This window comes from Noviherbaspirillum autotrophicum (assembly GCF_000818395.1).
Lineage (GTDB): Bacteria > Pseudomonadota > Gammaproteobacteria > Burkholderiales > Burkholderiaceae_D > Noviherbaspirillum > Noviherbaspirillum autotrophicum.
The window spans coordinates 808,776-822,303 of the sequence record NZ_JWJG01000028.1 but is presented as its reverse complement, the minus strand read 5'-3'; the positions used below and the strand labels follow the sequence as shown (position 1 = coordinate 822,303).

The following is a 13,528-nucleotide window of genomic DNA, read 5'->3' as shown; positions in this document are numbered from 1 at the left end:
AATATTTTTGGGCAAAAGTGAGATTGTAGTGCAGAAATGGCAAACGCACTTTTGGCAGAAGCCAAAATGCCGTCGAATTCTTTTGAGCAGAGAATAAAAAAACCCGCCTGACCTTGCGCTCAGGCGGGTTAAAGGGATTAACCTCGATTACCGCGGCAGTACGGACGATCCCATCAGGAATTCATCCACAGCACGCGCGCACTGGCGCCCTTCGCGAATTGCCCAGACCACCAGCGACTGGCCACGGCGCATGTCGCCTGCGGCAAACACCTTGTCCACGGACGTCTGATAGCAGCCGTCGCCGTCGGTCGTCGCTTTCGCGTTGCCGCGCGCATCCTTGTCGATGCCGAAAGCGTCGAGCACCTGCTGCACCGGCGACACGAAGCCCATGGCCAGCAGCACGAGATCGGCCTTGATTTCGAATTCGGAATTCGGCACTTCGACCATCTTGCCGTCTTTCCATTCAACGCGCACTGCAATGAGCTTCTCGACCTTGCCGTTCTTGCCTTCGAGGCGCTTGGTCGCCACGGCCCAGTCGCGCTCGCAGCCTTCCTCGTGCGACGAAGAAGTGCGCAGTTTGGTCGGCCAGTACGGCCACACCAGCGGCTTGTTTTCCTGCTCGGGCGGCTGCGGCAGCAGTTCGAACTGGGTCACCGCAGCGGCGCCATGACGGTTGGAGGTACCAACACAGTCGGAACCGGTATCGCCGCCGCCGATCACGACGACATGCTTGCCGGTTGCCATGATCTGATCTTTCACCTTATCGCCGGCATTGACCTTGTTTTGCAGCGGCAGGAATTCCATCGCAAAGTGCACGCCCTTCAGTTCGCGGCCCGGCACGGGCAAGTCGCGCGGCTGCTCGGCGCCGCCGGAAATGACGATCGCGTCAAAGTCTTTCTTCAGCTGGTCGGGAGAAATTGTCTCTTTCGCCCAGTTGTAGACGTTCGGCGTGAAATCCTTGCCGACGAATACGCCGGTACGGAAGGTCACGCCTTCGGCCTTCATCTGCTCGACACGACGGTCGATGTGCGACTTTTCCAGCTTGAAGTCGGGAATGCCATAGCGCAGCAGGCCACCGACACGGTCGTTCTTTTCGAACACGGTCACGTCGTGACCGGCGCGCGCCAGTTGCTGCGCCGCTGCCATGCCGGCAGGGCCGGCGCCGACCACGGCAACCTTCTTGCCGGTTTTGACGGCAGGCGCTTGCGGCACGACCCAGCCGTTTTCCCAGCCCTTGTCGATGATGAAGTGCTCGATCGACTTGATACCAACCGGATCATTGTTAATCCCGAGCGTACAAGCGGCTTCGCATGGCGCCGGGCAGATGCGTCCGGTGAATTCCGGGAAGTTGTTGGTGGAATGCAGGACTTCCAGCGCTTCCTGGTAATTGCCGTGATAAACCAGATCGTTCCAGTCGGGGATGATGTTGTTGACCGGGCAGCCGTTATTGCAGAACGGGATGCCGCAATCCATGCAGCGCGCACCCTGGATCTGGGCGTCGGCATCCGACAGGTGCAGCACGAATTCCTTGTAATGCTTCTTGCGCGATTGTGGCGCTTCGCTCGCTTCTTGCAGGCGTTGGTATTCCAAAAAGCCGGTTACTTTTCCCATGATGTTCCTTCAATATTCTTTCACGTCTCCCTCCCCTTTCCAGAGGAGGGATAACAGCATTGAGCTAATTTAAGCCGCGATCTTTTCCTTGGCCTGTTTCGCCGCGTTCAACTCGCCCAGCGCCCGCTTGTATTCATTCGGGAATACCTTGACGAACTTGCTGCGTGCATTGTTCCAGTCATCCAGCAGGTTGCGCGCGCGCGTGCTGCCGGTGTACTTGAAGTGGCGTTCGATCAAGCTCTTCAGGATCGCTTCGTCGGTCTGCCCCTCGCCGCCGCGCGCGGTGCTGTGCCACAACGCACGCTCAAGCTTCGACTCTTGATCGGCACTTGCCAGCACCGGCTCCAGCGACACCATGGCCATGTTGCACTTCTTGGCAAAGTCGCCGTCCGGATCGTACACGTAGGCAACGCCACCCGACATGCCTGCCGCGAAGTTGCGGCCGGTTGCACCCAACACGACGACGGTACCGCCGGTCATGTATTCGCAGCCGTGGTCGCCAGTACCTTCCACGACCGTTACCGCACCCGAGTTACGCACCGCGAAACGCTCGCCGGCGACACCGTTGAAGAATGCTTCACCGGAAATCGCGCCGTACAGCACGGTATTGCCGACGATAATATTGTCAACCGCCCAGCCGCGGAACTCGGTGTTCGGACGCACGATGATGCGACCGCCCGACAAGCCCTTACCGACATAGTCGTTGCCTTCACCAACCAGATCCAGCGTGATGCCGTGCGCGAGGAACGCCGCGGCCGACTGGCCTGCGGTGCCTTGCAGCTGGATGTGAATCGTGTCGTCCGGCAGGCCTTCATGGCCGTATTTCTTCGCCACTTCGCCTGACAGCATGGTGCCGACGGTGCGGTTGACGTTCTTCACCGGCGAGATGAACGATACCTTCTCGCCTTTGTCGAGCGCCGCCTTCGCCTGCGCGATCAGCTTATGGTCGAGCGCCTTGTCCAGCCCGTGATCTTGCACTTCAACCTGGAAGCGCGGCTCCGAAGCCGGCACTTCCGGCTGATGGAAGATCTTGCTGAAATCGAGCCCCTTGGCCTTCCAGTGCGAGATCGCCTTCGACTTGTCGAGCAGATCGGCGCGGCCGACCAGTTCGTTGAAGGTGCGAATGCCCAGCTGCGCCATGATCTGGCGCACTTCTTCGGCCACAAAGAAGAAGTAGTTCACCACGTATTCCGGCTTGCCGGAGAACTTTGCACGCAGCACAGGATCCTGGGTCGCAACGCCGACCGGGCAAGTGTTCAGATGGCACTTGCGCATCATGATGCAGCCTTCGACGACCAGCGGCGCGGTGGCAAAACCGAATTCGTCAGCGCCGAGCATGGCGCCGATCACGACGTCCCGGCCGGTCTTGATCTGGCCGTCGGTCTGCACGCGAATACGGCTGCGCAGGCGGTTCAGCACCAGCGTCTGCTGGGTTTCTGCCAGGCCCAGCTCCCACGGCGAGCCGGCGTGCTTGATGGACGACAGCGGCGAAGCGCCGGTGCCGCCGTCATGACCGGCGATCACGACGTGATCGGCCTTGGCCTTGGCCACACCCGCAGCGATCGTGCCAACGCCAACTTCGGACACCAGCTTGACCGAGATATCGGCCTTCGGATTGGCGTTCTTCAGGTCGTGGATCAGCTGCGCCAGATCTTCGATCGAATAAATATCATGGTGCGGCGGTGGCGAGATCAGGCCGACACCCGGCACCGAGAAGCGCAGTTTCGCAATGTACTCGGACACCTTGTGACCCGGCAGCTGGCCGCCTTCACCCGGCTTGGCGCCCTGCGCCATCTTGATCTGGATTTGATCGGCGGAAGTCAGGTACTCGGTGGTCACGCCGAAACGGCCCGACGCCACCTGCTTGATCTTGGAGCGCAGCGAATCGCCGGCCAACAGCGGCAGGTCGACTTCGACGCGTTCCTCGCCGATCACCGAAGCCAGCGTTTCGCCCTTCTTAATCGGGATGCCTTTCAGTTCCTGGCGATAACGATGCTCGTCTTCGCCGCCTTCGCCGGTATTGGACTTGCCGCCGATGCGGTTCATGGCGATGGCCAGCGTGGCGTGCGCCTCGGTCGAGATCGAGCCGAGCGACATGGCGCCGGTGGCGAAACGCTTGACGATTTCCTTGGCCGGCTCGACTTCATCGATCGGGATTGCCTTGGATGGATCGATCTTGAATTCGAACAAGCCGCGCAGCGTCATGTGGCGCTTGGACTGATCGTTGATGATCTGTGCGTATTCCTTGTACGTGTTGAAGTTGTTCGAGCGGGTCGAATGCTGCAGCTTCGCGATCGCGTCGGGCGTCCACATGTGCTCTTCGCCGCGCACGCGGAATGCGTATTCGCCGCCGGCGTCGAGTGCGTTGGCCAACACCGGATCGGTGCTGAATGCGAGCTTGTGCAGGCGCAGTGCTTCTTCGGCCACTTCGAACACGCCGATACCTTCGACGTTGGACGCCGTACCCTTGAAGTACTTGTCGACCAGCGCGCGGTTCAAGCCGATCGCTTCGAAAATCTGTGCGCCGCAGTAGGACATGTAGGTCGAGATGCCCATCTTGGACATGACCTTCATCAGGCCCTTGCCGACCGCCTTCTGGAAATTGTAGATCGCTTTTTCCGGCGTCAGATTCGGGATGTTCTTCGCCATGTCGGCCAGCGTATCCATCGCGAGGTACGGATGGATCGCTTCCGCGCCGTAGCCGGCGAGCAGCGCGAAGTGATGCGTCTCGCGCGCGGAGCCGGTCTCGACCACCAGGCCGGTGGAAGTACGCAAGCCCTTGCTCACCAGGTGCAGGTGGATGGCGGAAGTCGCCAGCAGCGCGGGAATTGCAACCTGATCCGCGTCGACCTTGCGGTCGGAGATGATCAGGATGTTGTGGCCGGACTTGACCGCGTCGACCGCCTTGGCGCACAGCGATGCCAGGCGCGCTTCGATGCCTTCCTTGCCCCAGCCGACCGGATAGCAGATGTTCAGTTCATACGACTTGAACTTGCCTCCGGTGTGCTTGCCGATGTTGCGCAGCTTTGCGATATCCGCGTAGTCGAGCACAGGCTGCGACACTTCCAGGCGCATCGGCGGGTTGATGTTGTTGGTGTCGAGCAGATTCGGCTTGGGGCCGACGAAGGACACCAGCGACATCACCATCGCTTCGCGGATCGGGTCGATCGGCGGGTTGGTCACCTGGGCGAACAGCTGCTTGAAGTAGTTATAGAGCGGCTTGTTCTTGCTGGACATGACGGCCAGCGGCGAGTCATTGCCCATCGAGCCAATCGCCTCTTCACCGGAACTGGCCATCGGCGCGAGCAGGAACTTGATGTCCTCCTGGGTGTAACCGAACACCTGCTGACGGTCCAGCAGCGGCACGACCGACTTCGCCTCTTCCGGCTCGGACTCGAGTTCGTCGATCTTGATGCGCACCGATTCGATCCACTGCTTGTACGGCTTGGCGTTGGCGTAGGTGTCCTTGAGTTCCTTGTCGTCGATGATGCGGCCGGCGTCGAGGTCGATCAGGAACATCTTGCCCGGCTGCAGACGCCATTTCTTGATGATCTTCGATTCCGGAATCGGCAGCACGCCGGATTCGGACGCCATCACCACCAGGTCGTCGTCGGTTTGGATGTAACGCGCCGGACGCAGGCCGTTGCGGTCGAGCGTACCGCCGATGTGACGGCCGTCGGTAAATGCCATGGCCGCGGGGCCGTCCCACGGCTCCATCATCGCGGCATGGTATTCGTAGAAGGCGCGGCGGTTGTCATCCATCAGCGTGTGGTTTTCCCACGCTTCGGGAATCATCATCATCATCGCCTGGGCGATCGGATAGCCGGCCATCACCAAGAGTTCGAGCGCGTTGTCGAAGCAGGCGGTATCGGACTGGCCTTCATAAATCAGCGGGAACAGCTTTTGCAGGTCGTCGCCGAGCACGGCAGACTTCATCACGCCTTCGCGCGCGCGCATCCAGTTGAAGTTACCCTTGACGGTGTTGATCTCGCCGTTGTGCGCGATCAGGCGGTACGGGTGCGCCAGCGGCCATTCCGGGAACGTATTGGTGGAGAAGCGCTGGTGCACGAGGGCCAGCGCGGAAATGCAGCGCGGATCCTGCAAGTCCTTGTAATACACGCCGACCTGGTCGGCCAGCAGCAGGCCTTTATAGACGATGGTGCGCGCCGACATCGACGGCACGAAGAATTCCTTGCCATGCAACAGGTTCAGCGCCTGGATCGCATGGCCGGAGGATTTGCGGATCACGTAGAGTTTACGCTCGAGCGCGTCGGTCACCATGATGTCCGGGCCGCGGCCGATGAAGATTTGGCGGATCACCGGCTCCTTGGTGCGCACGGTGGGCGACATCGGCATATCGAAGTCGACTGGCACATCACGCCAGCCGAGCACGACCTGGCCTTCGGCCAGTACGGCGCGTTCGATTTCCTGTTCGCATGCCAGGCGCGATGCGTTTTCCTTCGGCAGGAACACCATGCCGACACCATACTCGCCCGGCGGCGGCAGCGTAATGCCTTGCTTGGCCATTTCTTCGCGGAAGTACTGATCTGGAATCTGGATCAAAATGCCCGCGCCATCGCCCATCAGCTTGTCGGCACCGACGGCACCCCGATGGTCGAGATTCTTCAGGATCAGCAAACCTTGCTCGACGATCGAGTGGCTTTTCTTGCCTTTGATATGGGCGACAAAACCGACGCCACAGGCGTCATGTTCGTTGGAGGGGTCGTATAAACCTTGCGCGTGCATAAGCGTACTCCGCTACGTTTGTTGTATCGAGCTTGAAGGATAGTGCAGTGCGGTAGATAGTTCAATCTAAACAAATAGGGTCAGAGCAAAATTAACATTAACGGCAATAAACTGATGAATTAATTAGGGACAGAGTAATTTGAAGTTAAAAAGCCGACTCAAGCCAACATGACTCCAACAAAAAGACTTCAGTTGTTGCGAAATCGGGGAACGTCAGTGCCTGAGGAAGCCGCCTTGGCAGGACGCCCGCGCTTGGCCGGCGCGACGCGGCGCTGTACCTGCTTGGCCAGCGCGTTCTTGAATTTGTCGGATCCAAGCGGCCAGCCCTTCAAGGTCGCCTCGCTCAGTGCTGCCACTTCTTCGGCTGCGAGGGCGGATTCCAGCAACTCGCGGTAAGCCGCTTCCCGGTCGAAGGGCGTGTTTCCCAGCGCCCAGTACAGCGCATGATCCGTAATCAGCGGGTCGGGCTTGGCACCGATGTGATGGGAAAAACTGGACCAGGGATAATCGCCAGCATTCGCGACGAGGCCGGCGCGCAACGGATTGAGCTCGATGTATTTGCTGCAAACGAGAAAATACTGTTCAGAGTCAATGACCGTTGCCCGGTACCGCCCCTGCCATAAGGTACCGGCGCGCTGGTATTTGGCATTGAAATACGGCACGTAATGCCGCCCTATCCATTGCATCATGCGCGCCAACCCAGTGTCATCGCTTGGCGTGGCCAGCAAGTGCAGATGGTTTGGCATCAGCACATAGGCGTGGATCGCGACCTTGAATTGCTTGGCCGCCTCACGCAGCCAGCGCAAGAAATTACCAAAGTCCTCGGCGTCACGAAATACCGCCTGGCGGTCGACACCGCGTTGGATGATGTGATGCGGTTGATGAGGAACGACAAGTCGTGGAAGGCGGGCCATACGCAATTTAATCATTAAATCGCTGCAAACTTGCGCGATCTTGCAATCCATTTTATGGAGCAATTGGCCGTGCAGGCAAGCGGCGGCCATGCGCGAGTGCCTCCCGTCCTCCGGCTCAAATCCGGATCTTCGTGGTATTGCGCCATGGAATATCAGCACGCTTGTTCCGGGCAGCCTCGCTGCGCTGGCTGGCACGTGGCCGATAACATGCTTGGGGTGGCGTCAGGACAGCGGTCGCAATCTGCTTGGGAGATGGCAAGTGTTTGGCGTGAAATCGAACGATCTTGATGCCGGCACTGGATAAACACGCATCCCTGGCAGTCTCGCGCCGCGTGGCGCGGGAGCGATGATTCAGTTCGACGACCGCCAGCAATCGCATTTCCCGGTCAAAAACGGCGTAGCCTACGCGCCCGCCGGCTATCTGCGCCATCGCCTGCTGACGCGGCACACCCGTGCCGGCAGGTTCGAGCAGTGCCGACATCGCTACCTGCGGACAAACAATACACTCCGGCAGGGCATCGCTCAGGCGGAAAAAGAATTCAAGGTCGCAGCCTGTCAGCACGGCCCGTTGACGGAATCGCATCGGCTTTTCCCGATGCAGGAATAACCACAGAAACAGGCCACCCAGCACGATGGCCACCATCACGATTGCATCTTTCATGTCGCACGCGTTATCAAATCAATAATGCGCGAGACAATAGCACTATGTTGTTTTATTGGCAATTCCAGATATATCGGCTACGCAGCGAACTATCCAGGCAACACCGCCGTGCTAAAGCATCTTCCTGGTCCAGGATGCCTCCATCTGGCGCCGCTGTTCGACAGCCCGCACGATGAGCATGCGCAACTCATCGAGCAAGGCGGCTTCGGATTGCGTGATTTTGGCGCTCGGCCGCGAGCCGTTCCAGTCGCCATACAGGAATCCGATCGGCTGCCGATTCACGGTCAGGGGCAGCACCATGAAACTGCGCACGGTTGGAAATGCCTGACGCCACCAGCGCGGCACCTTGCTGGCGAATGCCGGATCCTGCGCATTTTCAATAAAAATCATCTTGTCGTTGGCCAGTGCGGCGTGGAATACGTCGGGCTGGTAAGCATCCCCGAAAACCAAGCGCGGCAACATCTCCTGCATTACATCGCCAAAGTACATGCGTGCCGCATATTGCGCTTGCTCGATATCGCGCAAGAACGTGATTGAGCGGCCGAACCCCAGCCCCTGATAGACCGTTTCGAGTGCCATCGTCATCAGTTGGCTGATGCTTGCTGCATGCAAGGCGCCGCGGATGTCGGCTATGCCGCGCGTCAGGATCAGCGTGGCATCCGCCGGCTTGCCTGCATGGCGATGCACCAGCAGCGACTTGTCGAATTCCACCCGCTTGAGCGGCCGCACGACGACCGGTTCTTCCTCGGCGACCGTTTGCTGCGCGGAATTCACGGCAGTCAATACCGCCGCGCTTTCAAGGCCGAGCATTTCCGCATAATTGTGGGCAAGCGTTGCAAGCGTTTTGTCCGACGTATCATCGTTGGCGCACAGCACGCTGGCGCATTGCGACGACAGTGTCGACAGCGCCGCCAACCAATCGGCATGCCCAAGCGGTTCGCTCACCGGCTCCGGCGTCACTTCGCGCATCGTATGCACGAGGGTGGCCGGCAACCCCCATTGCTGCGCGACTTGGCGCCCGATTTCATCGAGGCTGAGCCCGAGGATGTACAGCGCAGCCTGCTCTTCGCTCAAGCCGGACTCGATGCGGCATTCCTGCATGCGCTGCCAGCGGTCGTACAGGTAAAACGTTGTCATCATGCGGCCAAGCGAATGCAGCATCGCGCACACTACCGCCTCCTCGGCATCGCGTGTGCCAGCCGAAGATGCCAGATGGCGCGCGAGGTGCCCGGCCAGCACTGCCTTTTCCATTTCCATGCGCGCCACGGCCGAATCGGTCGATGCGGCGGCCAGGTCTTCGATCAGTTTCAAGCCGATCGCCAGGTGCCCGATGGCTTCGGTGCCAAGCACAATCACCGCCTTGGAGACGGTATTGATGCCCTGGCCGAACACGGAATACATCGCGCTGTTGGCAAGGCGCAGGACTTTCTGCGTCAGCGCCGGGTCCTGCAGGACCGTCTTCGTCATGTTGAATTCGCGATCGTCATCGTCATGCATGGCGCCGATGATCGCGCCCACCACCTTGGAAAAACCGGGCAAGTCGCCGCGCTGGCGCACCCGCGACCAGAGCAGTTCCATGGTTTCTTCTGCGTTTTCGCGTGACAGGGAGGCGGATTCGATAGAGGTATTCATGAATATATTGTTCTTATGGCAGCAGACGCTTTCACGGCATCGATTAGGATGCGACCAACATTGCCAGCGCCTGCTCCGGGAGCAGCGGACTGCCGGTGAGATAGCCTTGGATCAGGCCGCAGCCTTGCCTTGCCAAAAACTGCAGTTGTGCCTCGTTCTCCACGCCCTCGGCCACTGTGTTCAAGTTCAGGTGCTTTGCGAGGCTTAACACCACATTGCAGATCGCCACATCCTTGATCGAGCCCGGCAAGTCCTTGATGAATGCGCGGTCGATCTTCAAGGTGGCGATCGGGAAGCGCTTCAAGTAGGCCAGCGAGGAGTATCCGGTGCCGAAGTCATCGATGGCGATGCGCACGTTGCGCGCCACCATCTCCTTGAGAAAGGCCTCGGCATGTTCCGGGTCCGACATCAGAATGCCCTCGGTAATTTCCAGCAACAACTGCTCGCCGTGCAGGCCCGACAACCGCAGCGCTTCATCGATCACGTCGAGGAACTGGTCATTGCGGAACTGGCGCGGACTGACGTTGACCGAGATGTAGAGCGGCCGGTTGGCGGCCTCCTCGAAGCGCTTGAGCTGCACGCAGGCGGCTTTGAGCGCCCAGGCACCGAGCAGGTTGATCAGGCCGTTGCTTTCGGCCATCGGAATGAATTGCGAAGGCGGCACCAAGCCTTCGCCCGGCCGGTGCCAACGCATGAGCGCCTCGAAGCCCATGATCTGCCGGCTGCCGGCATCGACGATCGGCTGGTAATTCAACAGGAACTCGCCGTTGCGCACCGCCTGGAACATTGCGGCTTCCAGCGACACGTCATGTTCCGGCTGGGTGAATTTCTGCTGATCGTAAATCACGCAGCGTCCCTTGCCGATTTCCTTTGCACGGTACATCGCCGTGTCGGCATGCGCGAGCAGCTTGACCTCGCCGTCGCCGTGCTGGGGAAACACGGCCGCTCCGATGGACGTACCGATGTACAGCGTATGTCCCTGGATTTCGAACGGCATTTGCATCACCGAGATCATGCGCCGCGCAATGGTCTGGATCTCGGCATCGGACACCGCTTCCGGCAGCACCGCGACGAACTCATCGCCGCCCACGCGCGCCAATGTGTCCACGTCGCGCAAAGTTTCACTCAGGCGAGCCGCCGCCACGCTCAGCAAGGCATCGCCCAGCGGATGACCAAGCGCATCATTGACCTTCTTGAAACCGTCCAGATCGAGCGCCAGTAACGCGAAGCCAGTGCCGGTGCGGCGCGACTGCGCAATGGCCATATGAATGCGGTCGGACAGCAGAGAACGGTTTGGCAAGCCGGTGAGCACGTCGTGCGTCGCCATATGCCGCAGACGCTCCTCGGTTTCCTGCTGGCCCGAGATATCCCTACCCACCGCAAGCAATTCGGTCTGGCCGTCGGCATTGAAATAGGCGGCAATCTGCAATTCCATCCAGAGCGCGCCATGCGGCGTCTTCAACCGCATGTTGGCCCGGCTCGGCTTCCCAGAACTGACCGTGTGCGCAAGGGCGGCATCGAGCGCCGCGTGGTCTTGCTCGTCGACGATCTCGCCCAGATGCAGGCCGTTCAGGCTGGTACCGGGGCTGACCAGTTCGATGGCACGCGTACTGGCAAACAGAATGCGCCCGTAGTCCGCCATCCGAAATACGGCGTCGCCCGCGGCCTCCATCAGGCTTTCCAATTGCAAATTGACAGGAATATCGAGCCGCAGGCGAGGTCTGGGAAACATTATCGAGTTGTCTTGAATGGCGGTGCACGATCAAACAATGCCGAAGCAAAGTTGAGCTGCTCCCACGATCTTAACAAAATGCGATGGGAAAATTAAAGTACGGCAACATCTTATTGCAGAAAATCCACAAAAAAATGGATGAAAATGCCATTTCAAGAAAAAAGCTTGGAGCGCGGTATGTGCACTCTCTTAGCGCAATGCCCTATGAGGGCCCGCATCGATCTCGAATGGCTGCTGGGCGATCACTAGCAGACATCCCATCGATATGGGATACGCCGATCGCGGCTCACGCGCCCAATCCGGGACGACAATCAAACAAAAAGGGCTGGAAGTCTTTGCACTTCCAGCCCTTTTTCATCATAAAGATGTGCTTCAGAACGGAATATCGTCATCCATGTCGCTGAAGTTCGGCGCCGGACGGGACGAACCCCGTGCTGCACCGCCGCCGCCACCACTGCCACCACCGGTGCTTTGACGCGGCGCCGGCGCGCTACCGTAGTCGTCATCCATCGGCGCCGGCGCGCCACCGCCCATGCCTTGGCGGCTACCCAGCATCTGCATGGTATCGGCGATGATCTCGGTGGTATACCGCTCGACACCTTCCTTGTCGGTCCACTTGCGCGTCTGCAGGCGGCCCTCGACATAAATTTGCGAACCCTTCTTCAGGTATTGGCCAGCGATTTCAGCCAACTTGCGGTAGAAGGTGATGCGGTGCCATTCGGTCAACTCTTTTTTCTCGCCACTATTCTTGTCTTTCCAGCTTTCAGTGGTCGCAACCGCGATATTGGTGACCGCATCGCCGTTCGGCATGTAGCGCGTTTCCGGATCGCGCCCCAGATTGCCGACGATAATGACTTTATTGACCGAGGCCATAACTTTCTCCTAATACTTGGACTTAATGTGAATTCGAGGTGCACCCGCAGTGCGCCGGCGTTCAGGCAGTCTTTGCCGCTGCCCCGCGCCGCGGCAGGTTCCTCATGTTTGCGGCAATTATAAGCCAGACGATCGTCAGACCCGCGCCCAGGGCGAACACGGAAGACGCGCTCACATGCTGGCGCAGCCACCCACCGACTACACCGCCGCAGGCCAGCCCCAGCGCCTGCAGCGTGTTATACACGCCGAGCGCGGCCCCCTTGGCCGATGGCGGCGCAATGCGCGACACCAGCGACGGCTGGCTTGCCTCGAGAACATTGAACGAAATGAAAAAGGCCAACAGCAGGATGACAAGGACCGACCAATGCATCGGCGCCTGCAGGAACAGCCACAATCCCGCCTGGACAGCCAGCATCAGCGCAATTGCCGCCACAAACACCTGCTTCATCTTGCCCTGCCGCTCGCCCACGAAGATCGGCGGCAGCATCAGCACGAACGAGGCGATCATCACCGGCAGGTACACTTTCCAATGCGAGGCAATCGGCAGATCGGCATACTGGACCAGGGCCGGCGGCACGACGACAAACATGGCGACCTGCGTCAGATGCAAGACGAACACGCCGAAATTTAGGCGCATCAGCTCGGCGCTTTTCAGCACTTCGCCAAAATCGGCGCGGCCCGATGGCACGCGCGGCATGGTCGGCACCATGAACAGCACGACGGGGATCGCAATAATCGCCAGCACGCCGGTCAGGCCGAAGACCCCGCCCATGCCCATCCACTGATACAGGATCGGCGACAGCACCATCGATATGGCAAAGGTAATGCCGATCGAGCCGCCTACCATCGCCATGGCCTTGGTACGGTGTTCCTCGCGCGTGGAGTCGGCGATGAAGGCTGTCACGGCGGCTGAAATCGCGCCGGCGCCCTGAATCGCGCGGCCGGCGATGACCCAGTGGATGTCGGTGGCAGCGGCGGCAATGAACGAGCCCACGGCGAACAGCACGAGTCCGATGACGATGACCGGCTTGCGGCCGTACCGGTCGGATGCCAAGCCGTAAGGGAGCTGGCCGAATGCCTGCGCCAGCCCGTAGATTCCCATGGCCCAGCCGACCAGGGTCACGCTATCGCCGCCGGTCAGTGTTTTTGCAGCGACCGAAAACACCGGGAGGATCAGGAACCAGCCGAGCATGCGCATCGCCAGAATCGATGCCAGCAAGCCGCTGGCACGAATTTCCGCGCGACTCATGCGGGGGGTTATTTCATTGGAAGCAGTCGAAGACATGGAGGAGCGGAAGTAAGAGGCTGGATACGGCGCGTTTCAAAACCCGTTATAGTATCAGGTTGACCGACATTAAG

At 59.7% G+C, this 13,528-nt stretch carries 8 protein-coding genes; all 8 read right to left on the bottom strand.

Annotated features, from left to right (window positions below):
• Positions 1-147: 147 nt before the first annotated feature.
• Positions 148-1,611 (bottom strand): glutamate synthase subunit beta, encoded by a 1,464-nt coding sequence (locus TSA66_RS05065; RefSeq protein WP_040039242.1) that lies wholly within the window; start codon positions 1,609-1,611, stop codon positions 148-150.
• A 69-nt stretch (positions 1,612-1,680) separates the two neighbouring features.
• A complete protein-coding gene (locus TSA66_RS05060; protein ID WP_040039241.1) occupies positions 1,681-6,357 on the bottom strand; it encodes a glutamate synthase-related protein in 4,677 nt (1,558 codons plus the stop codon).
• A gap of 188 nt (positions 6,358-6,545) precedes the next feature.
• Positions 6,546-7,271: an REP-associated tyrosine transposase gene (locus TSA66_RS05055; RefSeq protein WP_040042213.1), complete on the bottom strand. Its 726-nt coding sequence runs from the start codon at positions 7,269-7,271 to the stop codon at positions 6,546-6,548.
• A gap of 115 nt (positions 7,272-7,386) precedes the next feature.
• Positions 7,387-7,914, bottom strand: coding sequence for a DUF2726 domain-containing protein (locus tag TSA66_RS05050; protein WP_232429551.1), 528 nt, complete (start codon positions 7,912-7,914; stop codon positions 7,387-7,389).
• A 129-nt stretch (positions 7,915-8,043) separates the two neighbouring features.
• Positions 8,044-9,564, bottom strand: coding sequence for an HDOD domain-containing protein (locus TSA66_RS05045; RefSeq protein ID WP_040039239.1), 1,521 nt, complete (start codon positions 9,562-9,564; stop codon positions 8,044-8,046).
• Positions 9,565-9,607: 43 nt separating this feature from the next.
• The gene (locus tag TSA66_RS05040) at positions 9,608-11,296 is read right to left on the bottom strand and encodes a putative bifunctional diguanylate cyclase/phosphodiesterase (protein WP_084199292.1); all 1,689 of its coding nucleotides are present in this window, start codon (positions 11,294-11,296) and stop codon (positions 9,608-9,610) included.
• A gap of 372 nt (positions 11,297-11,668) precedes the next feature.
• The gene (gene ssb, locus TSA66_RS05035) at positions 11,669-12,169 is read right to left on the bottom strand and encodes a single-stranded DNA-binding protein (protein ID WP_040039237.1); all 501 of its coding nucleotides are present in this window, start codon (positions 12,167-12,169) and stop codon (positions 11,669-11,671) included.
• Positions 12,170-12,230: 61 nt separating this feature from the next.
• Complete coding sequence (locus tag TSA66_RS05030) at positions 12,231-13,418, bottom strand: MFS transporter (protein WP_094298987.1); 1,188 nt, start codon at positions 13,416-13,418, stop codon at positions 12,231-12,233.
• Between the last annotated feature and the right edge of the window lie 110 nt (positions 13,419-13,528).

Excerpts from the sequence above, each read along its gene's own strand:
- TSA66_RS05045 (WP_040039239.1), bottom strand. The coding sequence starts at position 9,564 with ATGAATACCTCTATCGAATCCGCCTCCCTGTCACGCGAAAACGCAGAA.
- TSA66_RS05030 (WP_094298987.1), bottom strand. The coding sequence starts at position 13,418 with ATGAGTCGCGCGGAAATTCGTGCCAGCGGCTTGCTGGCATCGATTCTG.
- TSA66_RS05040 (WP_084199292.1), bottom strand. The coding sequence starts at position 11,296 with ATGTTTCCCAGACCTCGCCTGCGGCTCGATATTCCTGTCAATTTGCAA.
- ssb (WP_040039237.1), bottom strand. The coding sequence starts at position 12,169 with ATGGCCTCGGTCAATAAAGTCATTATCGTCGGCAATCTGGGGCGCGAT.
- TSA66_RS05065 (WP_040039242.1), bottom strand. The coding sequence starts at position 1,611 with ATGGGAAAAGTAACCGGCTTTTTGGAATACCAACGCCTGCAAGAAGCG.
- TSA66_RS05060 (WP_040039241.1), bottom strand. The coding sequence starts at position 6,357 with ATGCACGCGCAAGGTTTATACGACCCCTCCAACGAACATGACGCCTGT.
- TSA66_RS05050 (WP_232429551.1), bottom strand. The coding sequence starts at position 7,914 with ATGGTGGCCATCGTGCTGGGTGGCCTGTTTCTGTGGTTATTCCTGCAT.
- TSA66_RS05055 (WP_040042213.1), bottom strand. The coding sequence starts at position 7,271 with ATGGCCCGCCTTCCACGACTTGTCGTTCCTCATCAACCGCATCACATC.